This window comes from Arthrobacter sp. T2-23 (assembly GCF_055398325.1).
This window is the reverse complement of the sequence record NZ_AP027917.1, coordinates 3,122,450-3,136,593: the sequence shown is the minus strand read 5'-3', so window position 1 is coordinate 3,136,593 and position 14,144 is coordinate 3,122,450. Positions and strand designations below refer to the sequence as shown.

The window sequence follows — 14,144 nt, the reverse complement described above, 5'->3', positions numbered from 1 at the left end:
CACGACGGCGGCACGTCCGGGGGCTGATCTGACTGACAGTCGAGCCCCTTTCCGAGCCGCTATCGACAGGTACATCTGTTCTTGGTACCCATCTTCGACGTTAGTTCATGGGCCCCTGTTATTCATCCTTTTTTGGTTTATTTTTTTCCTCGTCACCGGTGTTCCGCGCCAGCGCGGGGTTTGCCGCGGCAAAGTCGTTCTGGGCCGGCGGGCGTGTCGCCGCGAGCACCACCGCGCCCCGGACAACACCTCCCGCGGCACGCAAGGAACGGGCCGCTTCGGCCAGGGTGGCCCCCGTGGTGAGCACATCGTCCACGACAACACAGGGCCGCCCGGCAAGCCCCGGCTGACCGAAGCCGGCCGCGACCCGCATGGAGCCGCGCACCCGTCCGGCCCGGGCCGAGCGGCCCAGGCCCTTCTGCCCGCCGGGCCAGCCTGGCGGGCCGGCCGCCCGGATGGCGGCGCTGGCCGTCCGTAGGCCGGTCGGTGCGGGCTTGGTCTTGCGGAGCACGTCGGCGACGGTGGCGCCTTCCAGGGCCGGGCTTCGCCGGGCCCTGGCGAGGAGCACATGGACGGGACTGAAGCCTCGGCGTCGAAACGCCGTGCCACTGGTGGGGACCGGGACCAGCAGGACTCCGTCCACGGGGGCCACCGCCGCGCCGACGGCCCGGGCGAGTGCCCTGGCCAGCTCCTCGCCCAGCTGCCGCTGGCCGCGCCGCTTGAAAGACAGCACGGTCTGCGCCAGCTCGCGCCGGTAGACGCCGGCAGCCACGACCGGGAGCAGGACCGAGCCGTCCATGTCCACCAGGGCCGGCGCCCTCCCCTCGGCCCGGAACGGGCGGCGGGTGAGCAGCCGGACCCGGCGGGCGCAGGCGACGCAGAGGGTCCTGTCCTCGGCGCCGCAGCAGACGCATTCCACCGGGACCACGAGCGCCAGGAGTTCCGCGGCGGCTGCGGCTGCCCGGTCACCGATCCGCGCCGGCCAGCGGCGGTAGCCCCCGCGGTGACCCGCCGCCGTCGGCGGAGCGAGGTCAGGGTCGAGGCCTGGTTCGAGGTCAGCTTCGGGGACCGGTCCGGGGACAGGGGCCTGGTCGGGGCCGGGGATTGGGTTTCCCGGTCCGGCGCGGGACCGGCGTTGTTGTATGGTCACTCCTCAAGGCTGGCCGCAGCGGTGCCGGCGCGGAAGCCCGCCCCGCCGCTATGTGGACAGCCATTATGTGGTCAGCCGCCGGGTCGACGCGGCGGCTGACCGGGTCAGCCCACGAAGGACGGATCGATAACGCCCTTGATCTGCGGTGACCAGCCGTTGCCGAGCCGCTGGAAGACGCCTTCGGCTGACTGGCCGAAAATCTCGGCCGGTCCGTTGCCCGCGCTCAGCGCGGTAAGCCCCGGCCAGGGCGCCAGCGGCTGCGGCGCCGCGGAGGTCAGGGACACCAGTTCCGGAGTGACGTTCTCGCTCGCGGACCCCTTCATCACGGCAACGGTGGTGTCGTTGACCCAGACGCCCTGGTCGGGGTCGTGGACCGTCTGGAGGGTGATCGGTGCGGTGAGGTCCCGCGGCGTGCCGTCGCCGGTGCGGATGATCCCGGTGACCTGGACACTGGTCTTACCGTTGAGCTCCGAGATCACCAGCGCCCGCGTGCCTTCGCGGGAAATCCGGAACTCCTTGACCTTCCGTCCGGCCAGCCAGGCCGGGGTGAGGGTCACGCCGGGGACGTTCGCACCTTCGGCGATCCCCGCCGTCCGGTAGGCCAGGACCTCGGTGGCCCCGTTGCCGCCCGGGCCGGCCGCCCAGATCCAGTCGTACCGGTCGAAAGACGGCCGGGACAGGCTGGCCCTCGTAGTGAGGGTTCGCGCGGGCTGGCCCGGGACGATCGAATACAGCGTGGTGCGTCCGGGGTTGAGGAAGGCCGCGGTCTGCGAGACCGGGGATTCGGCCGGCAGCCGCGGGGACAGCGCGCTCACGGACAGGATGTCCGGGAGAGGGCCCACCTTGTTGTTCTCTAGGCGGACCAGATCATTGTTGCTGACCGCTATCTGGCGCGCGGGTACGTCCTTGTCCCGCACGGGCGGCAGCACGGAGCCGTTGTCCTCGACCCGCACCAGGTCCTGGTTCGCCCGCAGCTCCACGTTGATCACATCGGGCTGGCTGCGGAAGGTCAGGGCCAGCTGGGTCTGCATCCGCAGCCGATCTTCGTTGGAGGTCTCCACGAGGTCCTTAGCCGAAAGATCCACCTGGGCCGCCCCTGACACCACGGGAACCGATTCGCGCGCCAGCTTCATGCCCGAGGGGAACGCGCTGACGACGGCGCCCTTCAGATAGGGGGCGGGGCCGCCGAGCAGGGCGCTGGCCATGGCCTTGACGGTCTTTTTCTTGATGAACCAGCGCACATCCGGGACCGCATAGGTGAACGTGGGGTCGTAGAAGTAGATGGGATAAGAACCGTAAATTACCTTGAAGGTCTCCTCTGGGATGGCCGTGCCGTCAGGGATTTCGGCGATCCTCCACTCGCCGTCCACCTTGGTCAGGGTCGCGGGAATGCGCTCCTTGGAGCCTTCGGGCAGCTGCGTAGCGATGCCGTCGGCGTCCACCGAGTAGGCCAGGTCAAGCTCGTAGTTGAAGACGTTTTCGACGGCGGTGCCCACCACGCGGGCGGAGCGGAAGACCAGCACCCGCTTGTCCGGCTTCCACCTCACCGAGGCGGCCTGGGTGAGGTACTGACGCGCCACGGCGTAATCGTCCTCGTAGCCGCTGCCCGCGAGATAGAAGTCCTCGATCACCGACTCCGGGCCGGCGCCGGCCCGCGGAGCCACGGGGAAGAAGACCGGGGCGTTGTTCGGTTTTCCGGCACTCTCATCGGTGCTCTTCCCTACCGGGCCGGAACGCGGGATCTGCGCGCAGGACGTCAGCACCACGAGGACCAGCGCCAGCAGTGCCGCGGCGAGGCCGGTGAGCGTACGGGCACCTCTCATGGCTGTTCCCCTGTTCCGTTAAATCCTGTTCCGTTGAATCCCGCTGCCCCGGGGCCGGCAGCCGGGCGGGGCACGGTGGCGGCCGCCTCCAGCAGCATCATCGCCCTGCCCGGGCCGCTGGTGATCCCGACGTCGGCAGGTTCGAGCTGGAGCGGGGATTTGGCGATCGCTTCGCCCTGGCGCAGCGGCAACGTGAGGCGGAAGTTGGACCCGCTCCCCTTCTTCCCCCAGGCCTGCAGCCAGCCGTTGTGCAGCTTGGTGTCCTCGGTCGCAATGGAGAGTCCCAGGCCGCTGCCGCCGGTGGTGCGGGCCCGGGCGGGGTCGGCCCGCCAGAACCGGTCGAACACGCGGGCGGCTTCCGCGGAGGTCATGCCGATTCCGTGGTCCCGCACGGCCACGGCTACCGCGGTGTCGTTGGCGGCCACGGAAATGTTCACCGGCTTGCCTTCCCCGTGCTCCAGGGCGTTCAGGACCAGGTTGCGCAGGATCCGGTCGATCCTCCGGTCATCCATCTCGACCACAATGGTGCCTTTGGGGGCATTGAGCGTCACCTCCGAGCCGTATTCGGCGGCCACCGGAGCCACCCCCTCCATCACGTGGGCGATGAGCTGGACGATGTCGGTGGGTTCGGCGTCGAGCATGGCCACACCGGCGTCGAACCGGGAAATCTCCAGGAGGTCGGCCAACAGCGACTGGAAGCGCTCCACCTGGTGGTACAGCAGCTCGGCGGAACGCTTGTTGACCGGGTCGAACTCGTCGCGGGCGTCGTACAGCACCTCGGCGGCCATCCGCACCGTGGTCAGCGGCGTCCGGAGCTCATGCGAGACGTCGGAGACAAAGCGCTGCTGCATCTGGGACAGGGTGGCCAGCTGCGTGATCTGCTCCTGCAGGCTGGCGGCCATGTGGTTGAAGGAGGCACCCAGCCGGGCCACTTCGTCCTCGCCCTTGACCACCATGCGTTCCTGCAGCTGGCCGGCAGCGAGCTTCTCGGAGACGAGGGCGGCATGGCTGACCGGGCTGACCACGTTGCGGGTGACGTACCAGGCGACCGCGCCGACCATGAGCGCCAGGGCGGCGGCGCCGGCCAGCAGCACGTTCTGGATCTCGTCGAGCGTCTTCTGCGCGGTGTTCAGGTCATAGATGAGGTAGAGCTCGTAGACCGTGCCGTTGAACGTCACCTTGTTCCCGACGGCGATGCCGGGGCGGTCCTCGGTGCCCACGGGGAACTCCGTGGAGGCCCAGAACTGGTCCTTGCCGGAGTCCTGCACCGCTTTGCGCAGCTCGGGCGGGATCACGCTGATGGTGAGCTGGTCGGAGGCCCGCGATTCGACCCAGCGGTTGCGCGGTTTGGTCTGTTCGGGCATGGCCTCGAAGACGTAGCGGCGCTGGATCACCGAGCCGCGGCCTTCGACGGCGTTCAGGGTGTCGTAGACGAGGGTGATGACGCTCGACTGGTCGGTGACCTGCGCGCCGTCGAAAGTGTCCTGGACCTGCTTGACGTTGTAGCGGGTCTCGGACTCCGCCTGCGCCAGCCGTTCCTGGAAGAGGTTATTGGCGATCTGGTTCGAGAGGTAAGCGCCTACGACGGCGAACGAGCCCACCGCCAGCAGGAGGGTGGTCAGCACGGTGCGGAACTGCAGCGAGCGCCGCCAGCGCCGGTGCAGGGCGCGCAGCAGGTACCGGGTCCCGGGCAACACCTTGGACGCCCCGGTGCGCACCAGCCGCGCCACCCTGGCAGTTACGATCCGGGCGCGGCGGGCCCAGATGCCGGCCCGGAAGAGCGGGGACTGGCCATGGGACGGCGACGGCGGGGCCGCACTTTCACTTTCCGGGCCGGGCCGGGCCGCAGTTGGCTCCGGCGCTGACTCGGTCTCCGGCGCTGACCCACGCTCCGGGGCTTGCCCCGGGTTGCCGTCCGCCGGCTCAGGAACCTGCTTTGTATCCGACACCACGGACCGTCAATACAACTTCAGGGGCTTCGGGATCGCGTTCGATCTTCGAGCGCAGGCGCTGGACGTGGACGTTGACCAGGCGGGTGTCCGCCGCGTGCCGGTAGCCCCAGACCTGTTCCAGGAGCAGTTCGCGGGTGAAGACCTGCCATGGTTTGCGGGCCAGGGCGACCAGCAGGTCGAATTCCAGCGGGGTCAGCGAAATCCGCTCGCTGTTGCGGCTGACGACGTGGCCGGCGACGTCGATGGTGACGTCCGCGATGCGCAGCGTCTCGGGGGCTTTCTGGTCGCCGGGACGCAGCCGCGCCCGGACCCGCGCCACAAGTTCGGCGGGCTTGAAGGGCTTGGGGACGTAATCATCGGCGCCGGACTCCAGGCCGCGGACGACGTCGGAGGTGTCGGCTTTCGCCGTCAGCATCACGATCGGAACATCGGACTCGGCCCGGATCTGCCGGCACACCTCGATGCCGTCGATGCCCGGAAGCATCAGGTCCAGCAGCACGAGATCGGGCTTGGCGGAGCGGAAGACCTCGAGGGCCTGGCCGCCGTCCGCGCAAAAGACGGGGTCGAAGCCGTCGTTGCGCAGCACAATACCGATCATCTCGGCCAGCGCCTCGTCATCGTCCACTACCAAAATCCGTGCCTTCATAGATTACATATTCCCCTATTGAAATGGCTTTGTCGTATTCCGGCAGTCCCCGGCATGGCGCGCGCGGCCGCACGACGTGCCGCGACCCGGCCGCCTGCGGCGGAAACTGCCCGCCGTGCTGGACGCCCGAACTGGCCCGGGTGCTTGCGGCCGGGGCGCGAAACTATAGGCTGGGGCAAGCTAGGCCCGCAGATCCCGGCCGAGATCCGTTCCGTCTCCGCGCACCGCTCATGCTCGGCGGGATGCAGTGGGAGCGCTCAAGTGCCACCGGCGTGTTCCGCGCCGCGGCCGCCGAACGCGCCCTGCTCGAACGCGAGGCAGTCAGCGCCCAACTGCGCCAGGCGGGGTCGAAATGGTGGACGCCGAACCCTCGCAGCTGCCGCCGGCGCTCGCGGACGCGTACATTCGTTTGAAGGCCGCAGGACGGCTGTGAACCGAAGGAGGACGGCGTGACCGGCTATGACCCCATCTACCGGCTCGGCCTGGGATCCGACTTTTCCAGGCTGCAGCCCGAACTGCAGGACTACTTCTCGCTGGTGCCGGGCTCCGGCCACTACGGGGTCGGCGAGGGCGTCTTCGACGTCGTCGGCTGCCGGCAGCGCTGGTTGCGGCCGCTGCTGGGCTTGGCGACCGGTGAGGAGGCGTTTTTCCCGGAATACGGCGAGGGCATCAGGTTCCGGATCGAGAACCACGCGCACCTGGACCCGTTCGGCCGGTCCAGCCTGACGGCCCGGCGGGAGATCTTCTTTCCGCAGACCACCAGGCTCTTCCACGACACCACCAGCCTGGATTCCTCCACCGGCAGCCCGCGGCTGGTGGATTACGTGGGCCGCTACCGCAGGCTCGTGACGGACCTCAACCTCAGCGTCACCGCGGAAGGGCGGCTGCGCGGCGTCTCGGAGGCCTCCCGGTTGTTCCTGGGCCCGCTTCGGATCCCGCTGCCGGCGGCCCTGGACGCCAAGGCCTACGCCGAACAGTGGTGGGAACCGGACGAGGGCCGGCACCGGATCCAGGTCAAGGTGATCCAGCCGCAGATCGGCCTGGTGCTGGTGTACGCCGGCCGCTTCGACTACCGGCTTGAGCCGTACCCGGCCGGCACGCTGGCGCCCGGCTACCTGCCGGGGCGCGCCAGGCCCGGCCGCTGGGAAAGCCGCGTCTAGTCCCTAGCCGAGGGCGAGCTGGTTCAAACCCTCGGCCAGCTGCGTCAGCCGGGTCAGCACCGCCGTCGCGGAGGAGGGTGTGTGGCCTGCGAGGCCACCGGCCGGTGTGACCCGCACCGGGCCCAACGCGCTGGCCGGGAGCCCGAGCTGGCGCCACGGGCGCCACAGCGTTTCGACCGCCTGCGGCACACGGGGCAGCGCGGCCGCGGGATCGTCAACCGGCAGCACGCCGGCCCACAGGCGTTTCCCGGACTCCACGGCGCCGGCGAGTTGCTCCCATTGGCGGGAGGTCAGCGCCCGCAACGGTACGGCGATCCCGTCCGCGCCGGCGGCCAGGATCCGGTCGAAGGGCGCCTCGACTTCGGGAACGGACACCACGATTTCGGCCGCCCCGGCGGCCCGCAGGGCGTCGATGACAATCCGCCAGGACTCGGTCACCTCCGAACCCGGCACGGCGCGCAGGGTGCGGTACCCGCTGGAAGTCGGGATGGCGCCCGCCATGACGGCGGCGATGTCCGGTTCGTCGAGTTGCACCACCAGGCTGGCGCCGGGCACGGCGGCGGCCACCCGGCGCAGGTGGGCGTCCACGCCGGCCGCGAGCGAGGCCGCGAGGTCCCGCCGCGCACCGTGGTCGATCAGGGCACGCTCGCCGTTGTGCAGGTGCAGTCCGGCCGCGAGGCTGAGCGGGCCGCGCAGCTGGATCTTCAGCTCGGCCGCGGGGGTCTCTTCCGCCCCGACGACGTCGGCGAGGACGTTGATGTCGGTGGACAGCGCCGAGCGGGCGCGCCTGAGGTCCTGGCCGGGACGGTCCACGATCCTCCAGCCGTAGGGCTGGACGTCGACGGCGAGGCCCTCCAGCAGCGACGCGGTGCGACCCAGCGCGTCCGAGCCGACACCACGGTCCGGGAGTTCGGCGAGGAATGGCAGGTGCGGGCTGCCCAGTTCGCCGCGGATGATGCGGGCGGCCTCGACGGGGTCCTCCCCCGGCCAGGCGCCGAGCGCGGTGGCCGTGACCTGTGCGGCGGCAGCAGACAGCGAGGGCTCGGGTGCGGGCACGGCTACGCCTCGGCGGAGATGCCGGAATCCGGGGCCGCCGGGGCCCGGCCGGCGGCCTGGTGTGCGGCGGCCTGGTGGTCTTCGGCGATGGCCTCGTGGTGGCGGATCACCTCGCCGATGATGAAGTTCAGGAATTTCTCGGCGAACGCCGGGTCCAGATGCGCCTCGGCGGCGAGCCGCCGCAGGCGGGCGATCTGGGCGGTCTCGCGGCCCGGGTCTCCGGCCGGAAGCTTGTGCGCGGCCTTGAGGAAGCCGACCTTCTGCGTGGCCTTGAACCGCTCGGCCAGGAGGAACACCAGCGTGGCGTCGATGTTGTCGATGCTGGACCGGATCGAGAGCAGTTCCGCCATCACCGCGGGATCCACGTGCCCGGCCAGGGAACTGGCGGCGGGGTCATAGGCATCGGCGTCGGGAAGGTTCTGGTTCTGCTCGGTCATTGACCCAGTCTAGGGTGCCGGGCCGAAATCCCTCGGGTGTTAAGCGCGTGTGCGCCCGGCCCGAAAAGGGGCATGCCCGCCGTTCGAAGTGAACGGCGGGCATGCCCCTTGGTGCTGCCGGAGCGGTCCGGATCTCAGGCGCCGAGCACCGCGCGAAACTCCTCGCGGCGCCGGGCCTGCTCATCCGGATCGGGTACCGGCAGCGACGCGATGAGCTTCTTCGTGTACTCATGCCGCGGGTGGCCCATGACCTGGTTTCCGAGCCCCTGCTCCACCATCTTCCCCTTGTAGAGGACACCGACCCAGTGCGAGAGGATGTCCACCACGGCCAGGTCGTGGCTGATGAAGAGGCAGGCGAAACCGAATTCGGCCTGGATCTCCTTGAACAGCTCCAGCACCTTCGCCTGCACCGAAACATCCAGCGCCGACGTCGGCTCGTCGGCGATCAGCAGCTTCGGGTTCAGGATCAATGCCCGCGCCAGTGACGCGCGCTGGCGCTGGCCGCCGGAGAGCTCGTGCGGGTAGCGGTCGGCGTACGACGCCGGCAGCTGCACCGATTCGAGCAGCTCGCGGGTCCGCTGGCGTGCCTGGGCCGGCGTCGGCTTGCTGTGGATGATCATCGGCTCGGCGATGCAATCACCGATGGTGAGCTGCGGGTTGAACGAGGCCGCCGGGTCCTGGAAAACGAAACCGATCTGCTTGCGCAGCGGTTTGAAGGTGCGCTCCTTGAGATTGAGCATCTCGTAGTCGAGCACCTTCAGGCTGCCGCCCGTGGTCCTGTTCAGGCCCGCGATGGCGCGGCCGATGGTCGTCTTGCCGGAACCGGACTCACCGACGAGGCCGAAAACCTCCCCCTCGGAGAGCGTGAAGTTCACGCCGTCCACGGCCTTGAACGCCGGGCTGCCCAGCCGGCCGGGGTACTCGATGGTCAGGTTCTTCGCCTCGACCAGGACCTTGCCGCCCTGGTGGGCGCGTTCGGTCATGCCCGCCGAGGCGGAGTTCCGGCCCAGGTGAGGGACGGCCGCCAGGAGCTTCTTCGTGTAGTCCTGCTTCGGTTCCGCGAAGAGCACCCGCGCGCTGGCCTCCTCGACGACGTCGCCCTGGTACATCACGACGACGCGGTCGGCAAGGTCGGCTACGACGCCCATGTTGTGCGTGATGAGCACGATCGAGGTGCCGTACTGGTCCCTGAGCTCGCGCAGGAGTTGAAGGATCTCCGCCTGCACGGTGACGTCCAGCGCGGTGGTCGGTTCGTCGGCGACGATCAGTCCCGGGTTGAGCGCCAGCGCGGCGGCAATGACGACGCGCTGCTTCTGGCCGCCGGAGAACTGGTGCGGGTAGTAGTTCACCCGGGTTTCCGGATCCGGGATACCGACCTTGCGCAGGGCCTCGACGGCCCGTGCCTTGGCGTCCCTGGCGCTGACCCGGCCGTGGCCGGCGTGGGCACGGATGCCCTCGGCGATCTGCCAGCCGACGGTGAAGACCGGGTTGAGCGCGGTCGAGGGCTCCTGGAACACCATGGCCACGTCGCGGCCGCGGATTTCGCGCAGCTTGGACGCGCTGACGCTGATCACGTTGTTGCCGTTGATCAGCACGGCGCCGGAGCTGATGGCCGTCTCCGGCAGCAGCCCCAGAATGGTCTTAGCGGTGACGGTCTTGCCGGAGCCGGATTCGCCCACGATGGCGACGACCTCGCCCGGGTTGACCTCGAGGCTGACATCCTTCACGGCATAGACGTCCCCGGCGTCCGTGGCGAAGGTGACTTTGAGGTGGTCGATGTCCAGCACGGGCCCGGAGCCTCGGGTGTGCCGGTCTGAAACGGAGCCGATATTGGTGCTCATGAACTGCTCACTTCTGCTGAGTTTGCTGTCTGGGCGGCGGCGGGGCCGGGTCCGGGTTTGCCGGAGGAAGCCTTCTTTCGTCCGCGCAGGCGCGGGTCGTTGAGGTCGTTGATGCTCTCGCCGACCAGGGTCAGCCCCACCACGGTGAGGACAATGGCCAGGCCGGGGAAGACGCCCGTCCACCAGATGCCGGAGGTGGTGTCCGCCAGCGCCTTGTTGAGGTCGAAGCCCCATTCCGCGGCCGACGTCGGTTCGATGCCGAAGCCGAGGAAGCCCAGGCCCGCGAGGGTGAGGATGGCTTCGGAGGCGTTCAACGTGAAGATCAGCGGCAGCGTTCGGGTGGCGTTCTTGTAGATGTGGCGGGTCATGATCCGGATGTTGGACGCGCCCACCACCTTGGCGGATTCAACGAAGGGTTCGGCCTTGAGCCGGATTGTCTCCGCGCGGATGACGCGGAAGTACTGCGGGATGAAGACCACGGTGATGGAGATCGCCGCGGCCAGGATGCCGCCCCACAGGCTGGAACGCCCGCCGCTGATGACGATGGCCATGACGATCGCCACCAGCAGGGACGGGAAGGCGTAGACGGCGTCGGCGATCACAACGAGGATCCGGTCCAGCCAGCCGCCGATGTAGCCGCTGACCAGGCCAAGGATCACGCCGATGAAGATCGACATGATCACGGCCACGACGATCACCATAACGGCGGTCTGCGCGCCCCAGACAACCCGGGAGAACACGTCGTAGCCGCCGACGGTGGTTCCGAGCAGGTGCCGGCCGCCGGGGGCCTGCTGCGCGGGGAAGCTGCCTTCGGCGTCGGAGATCTGCGAGAAGCCGTACGGGGCGATCAACGGCGCGAAGATCGCCGTCAGCAGGAACAGTGCGGTCAGGACGAGGCCGGCGACGAGCATGCCCCGTTGGAGGCCCACGCTCTTGTTGAAGTGGGAAACGACCGGCAGCCGCCGGAACCAGGGTTCCCTGCGGTTTTCTGCGGCGATGGTTGGTTCGATGCTCATGTCAGTACCTCACGCGGGGGTCGATCAGCGCGGCGACGATGTCCACGATGAAGTTGGTCACGGCCACGATCACGGCAAGCAGCACCACAATGCCCTGCACGGCCACGAAGTCGCGGGCCGTCAGGTAGGTGGCGAGCTGGAAGCCGAGGCCTTTCCATTCAAAGGTGGTCTCGGTCAGCACGGCGCCGCCGAGCATGACCGCGATCTGCAGGCCCATCACGGTGATGATGGGGATCAGCGCCGGCTTGTAGGCGTGCTTGGTGACCAGGCGGAATTCGCTGACGCCGCGTGAGCGTCCGGCTTCCACGTAGTCCTTGCCGAGGGTGCCGATCACGTTGGTGCGGACCAGGCGCAGGAAGATGCCGGCGGTCAGCAGGCCCAGGGCGACGGCGGGCAGCACCGCGTGCGCGGTGACGTCGCCGAGCGCGGCCATGTTGCCGCTGCGCACCGCGTCGAGCCAGTAGATTCCGGTGGGTGCCTGCAGCGCTGTCAGTGCCAGTTCCGTGGAGGTCTTGGCCCGCCCGGCCACCGGAAGCCAGCCCAGCCAGACCGAGAAGGTCAGCTTGAGCAGCATGCCGGCGAAGAAGACCGGCGTGGCGTAGCAGAGGATGGCGAAGATCCGCAGGACGGCGTCGGGCGCCTTGTCGCGGCGGTGCGCGGCGACCATGCCGAGCGGGATGCCCACGGCCAGGGCCACGAGCAGCGCGTTGATGGACAGCTCGAGTGTTGCCGACCCGTACGTGGTCAGCATCTCGGAGACCTGCCGGTTGTCCGACAGTGTGGTACCGAAGTTGCCGGTGATGAGGTGGCCGAGGTATTCGAAGTACTGCACGAAGATGGGCCGGTCGTAGCCGGCCGAGTGGATGCGTTCGGCCAGTTGCTCCGGCGGGAGCCGGCCGCCGAGGGCGGCCGTGATCGGGTCGCCGGTGATCCGCATCAGGAAGAACACGAGGGTGACCAGGATGAAGATGGTCGGGAAGATCAGCAGGAACCTGATCAGGATGTATTGGCCCAGTCCCCCACCGGACGCCTTTTTCTTTGTCGGCAATAGGCCGTCGGCGTCGCTGGGCGGCGCCTCAATAAGTGTTGTCATTGGTACCTAAATTTGTGTTTCCGTCGGCTTCGTGGGCTTCCGGAATCGGTTGTCCTGCTCTCAGCAAGAGAGGCGGGACGCCGCGCAGGCGCCCCGCCTCCTTGGCTGGTCAGGACCGGATGGGGAATGGACCTACTTGGACATCACACCAAGACGGGTCTTGAAGGACGCGTCGAGGGTCTTGTCGACACCCTGGACGTCCTTGCCGGCGACCATGAGCTGGGCGCCCTGCAACAGCGGCAGCGTGGAGAGGTCCTTGGCGACGGCCGTCTGGGCGTCACCGAGTACCTTTTCGCGCTCGCTCTTGTCAACGGTGGTGAGCTGCTTCTTGATCAGGTCCGTCACGGAGGCGTTCTCGTAGTGGTTCTTGAGGAAGTTGCCCGGGATGAAGAACGGGGTCAGGTAGTTGTCGGCGTCGGAGTAGTCCGGGAACCAGCCGAGCTGGTAGACCGGGTAGACGTCCTTGGTGCGGTCCTTGGAGTAGGTGACCCACTCGGTGGACTGCAGGTCGACCTTGAACAGGCCCGACTTTTCCAGCTGTTCCTTGATCATGGCGTATTCGTCGCCGGAGGACTTGCCGTAGTGGTCCGGGTTGTACTGCAGCTTCAGGGTGACCGGGGCGGTGACGCCGGCGTCGCTGAAGGCCTTCTTGGCCTTGTCGAGGCTGGGCTTGCCGTTGCCGTCGCCGTACATGTCCTTGAGCGGCTTGATGGCGCCGACGAAGCCGTCGGGGACCACGGAGTACGCAGGCAGGTAGGTGCCCTTGTAGACCTGGCTGGCGATCGCGTCGCGGTCTACGACGTCGGCCATCGCCTGGCGCACGGCGAGGGCCTTCGCCGGGCTGGCGTCGGGGGTCTTCGCACCGAACGGCATGGTGTCGAAGTTGAAGACGATGTAGCGCAGTTCGCCACCGGGGCCCTTGTGGACCTTGACCTTGGAATCCTTCTCCAGGTCGGCGGCGTCGGTCGCGGTCAGGCTGCGGCCGGCGACGTCGATGTTGCCCTGCTGGACATCGAGCTTCAGGTTGTTGGAGTCCGCGTAGTACTTGATCGTGGCGCTGTCGTTCGCCGGCTTGCCGAGCATGCCCTTGTAGTCCGGGTTGGCCTTGAGGCTGATGAGCTCGTTCTTCTTGTAGCTCTCGATCGTGTACTGGCCGGCGAAGGGCTTGCCCTTGACGATCTCGTCATCGCTCATCAGCTTGTCGGCCGGGAAGACTTCCTCATCGACGATCGGGCCGGCGTTGGCCGCGAGGACGCCCGGGAAGACCTGGTCGTTGCCTTGCTTGAGCTTGAACACGACGGTGGTGTCGTCTTTGACTTCCACCGAGGCGAGGTTGCCCAGCAGGGAGGCCGGGCCGTTGTCGTCGTTGATCTTGACGACGCGGTCAATCGAGAACTTCACGTCGGAAGACGTCAGGGCGTGGCCGTTGGCGAACTTCAGGCCGGACTTGAGCTTGACGGTGTACTCGGTCGGGCTCGTGAAGGAGGCGGACTCGGCGATGTCCGGCGTGGAGTCTGCCGTTCCGGGCTTCGAGTTCATCAGGAACGGGTAAATCTGGTTCATCACCATAAAGGAGCCGGCGTCGTAGGAGCCGGCCGGATCGAGGGTGACCACCTTGTCAGTGGTGCCGTACGTAATGGTGCCTCCGCCTGCGGCGCTGCCGGAGGACGTTCCGCCGCCGGAAGGGCCGGTGCAGGCCGTCAATGCAAAGGCGGAAACCCCGGCGAGCGCGATGGCGCTCTGCAGGGCCTTTTTGTTCATTGCCATCTGTGAACTTTCTGTTCGATGAGTACTCGTCCGCTGCCCGAAGTAGCTTGACTCGAGGGGCAGCACACTGTCCTGATTCCTAGATTCAACCAGAAGACCGTGGGGTGAATCGTCAAATCTTGTGAGTTGAGACACAAAATTTACACGATCCGAAGGAACTCATCGTTTTCTGCAGGATTTGGCCCGGATCTTCGGCACCCCGC

Annotated in this window: 11 protein-coding genes and 1 pseudogene; 2 read left to right on the top strand and 10 right to left on the bottom strand. The window is 68.0% G+C overall.

From position 1 onward, the window contains the following. Positions 1-118: 118 nt before the first annotated feature. From ACZ5Z0_RS14660 to mtrA, 4 genes are all read right to left on the bottom strand, one after another. The gene (locus ACZ5Z0_RS14660; protein WP_464109052.1) at positions 119-1,150 is read right to left on the bottom strand and encodes a ComF family protein; all 1,032 of its coding nucleotides are present in this window, start codon (positions 1,148-1,150) and stop codon (positions 119-121) included. A gap of 104 nt (positions 1,151-1,254) precedes the next feature. Further along, positions 1,255-2,973: an LpqB family beta-propeller domain-containing protein gene (locus ACZ5Z0_RS14655; protein WP_464109051.1), complete on the bottom strand. Its 1,719-nt coding sequence runs from the start codon at positions 2,971-2,973 to the stop codon at positions 1,255-1,257. Beyond that, positions 2,970-4,739 carry an MtrAB system histidine kinase MtrB gene (gene mtrB, locus ACZ5Z0_RS14650; RefSeq protein WP_464110798.1) on the bottom strand — a complete coding sequence of 590 codons (1,770 nt, stop codon included), beginning with the start codon at positions 4,737-4,739 and terminating at the stop codon, positions 2,970-2,972. Before mtrB ends, ACZ5Z0_RS14655 begins: the two co-directional genes overlap by 4 nt. A gap of 157 nt (positions 4,740-4,896) precedes the next feature. Continuing rightward, positions 4,897-5,571, bottom strand: a complete 675-nt coding sequence (gene mtrA / locus ACZ5Z0_RS14645; protein ID WP_290255690.1) for an MtrAB system response regulator MtrA — start codon at positions 5,569-5,571, stop codon at positions 4,897-4,899. A 215-nt stretch (positions 5,572-5,786) separates the two neighbouring features. Here mtrA and ACZ5Z0_RS14640 point away from each other — a divergent pair. Together ACZ5Z0_RS14640 and ACZ5Z0_RS14635 are read left to right on the top strand one after the other, a co-directional pair. Next, positions 5,787-6,004, top strand: a pseudogene (locus ACZ5Z0_RS14640) (DUF58 domain-containing protein); the annotation flags it as partial. Between the two features lie 16 nt (positions 6,005-6,020). Next, positions 6,021-6,731 carry a DUF4166 domain-containing protein gene (locus ACZ5Z0_RS14635; RefSeq protein WP_464109050.1) on the top strand — a complete coding sequence of 237 codons (711 nt, stop codon included), beginning with the start codon at positions 6,021-6,023 and terminating at the stop codon, positions 6,729-6,731. Between the two features lie 3 nt (positions 6,732-6,734). Here the strand turns inward: ACZ5Z0_RS14635 and ACZ5Z0_RS14630 are convergent, their stop codons facing one another. The 6 genes from ACZ5Z0_RS14630 to ACZ5Z0_RS14605 form a co-directional block, all read right to left on the bottom strand. After that, on the bottom strand, positions 6,735-7,787 hold the full coding sequence (locus ACZ5Z0_RS14630) for a uroporphyrinogen decarboxylase/cobalamine-independent methonine synthase family protein (RefSeq protein WP_464109049.1): 1,053 nt from the start codon (positions 7,785-7,787) through the stop codon (positions 6,735-6,737). Positions 7,788-7,789: 2 nt separating this feature from the next. Then, the gene (locus ACZ5Z0_RS14625) at positions 7,790-8,224 is read right to left on the bottom strand and encodes a chorismate mutase (protein ID WP_464109048.1); all 435 of its coding nucleotides are present in this window, start codon (positions 8,222-8,224) and stop codon (positions 7,790-7,792) included. A 134-nt stretch (positions 8,225-8,358) separates the two neighbouring features. Then, complete coding sequence (locus ACZ5Z0_RS14620; protein ID WP_464109047.1) at positions 8,359-10,065, bottom strand: ABC transporter ATP-binding protein; 1,707 nt, start codon at positions 10,063-10,065, stop codon at positions 8,359-8,361. Then, a complete protein-coding gene (locus ACZ5Z0_RS14615; RefSeq protein ID WP_138768803.1) occupies positions 10,062-11,081 on the bottom strand; it encodes an ABC transporter permease in 1,020 nt (339 codons plus the stop codon). The genes ACZ5Z0_RS14620 and ACZ5Z0_RS14615 overlap by 4 nt, the downstream gene beginning before the upstream one ends. A 1-nt stretch (position 11,082) precedes the next feature. Next, on the bottom strand, positions 11,083-12,174 hold the full coding sequence (locus ACZ5Z0_RS14610) for an ABC transporter permease (RefSeq protein ID WP_464109046.1): 1,092 nt from the start codon (positions 12,172-12,174) through the stop codon (positions 11,083-11,085). A 132-nt stretch (positions 12,175-12,306) separates the two neighbouring features. Continuing rightward, the gene (locus ACZ5Z0_RS14605; protein WP_464109045.1) at positions 12,307-13,941 is read right to left on the bottom strand and encodes an ABC transporter substrate-binding protein; all 1,635 of its coding nucleotides are present in this window, start codon (positions 13,939-13,941) and stop codon (positions 12,307-12,309) included. Positions 13,942-14,144: the final 203 nt, after the last annotated feature.

What these genes read in the sequence shown, in the direction of transcription:
- ACZ5Z0_RS14655 (WP_464109051.1), bottom strand. Translation starts at nt 2,973, where the DNA reads ATGAGAGGTGCCCGTACGCTCACCGGCCTCGCCGCGGCACTGCTGGCG.
- mtrA (WP_290255690.1), bottom strand. Translation starts at nt 5,571, where the DNA reads ATGAAGGCACGGATTTTGGTAGTGGACGATGACGAGGCGCTGGCCGAG.
- ACZ5Z0_RS14625 (WP_464109048.1), bottom strand. Translation starts at nt 8,224, where the DNA reads ATGACCGAGCAGAACCAGAACCTTCCCGACGCCGATGCCTATGACCCC.
- ACZ5Z0_RS14620 (WP_464109047.1), bottom strand. Translation starts at nt 10,065, where the DNA reads ATGAGCACCAATATCGGCTCCGTTTCAGACCGGCACACCCGAGGCTCC.
- ACZ5Z0_RS14615 (WP_138768803.1), bottom strand. Translation starts at nt 11,081, where the DNA reads ATGAGCATCGAACCAACCATCGCCGCAGAAAACCGCAGGGAACCCTGG.
- ACZ5Z0_RS14610 (WP_464109046.1), bottom strand. Translation starts at nt 12,174, where the DNA reads ATGACAACACTTATTGAGGCGCCGCCCAGCGACGCCGACGGCCTATTG.
- ACZ5Z0_RS14605 (WP_464109045.1), bottom strand. Translation starts at nt 13,941, where the DNA reads ATGGCAATGAACAAAAAGGCCCTGCAGAGCGCCATCGCGCTCGCCGGG.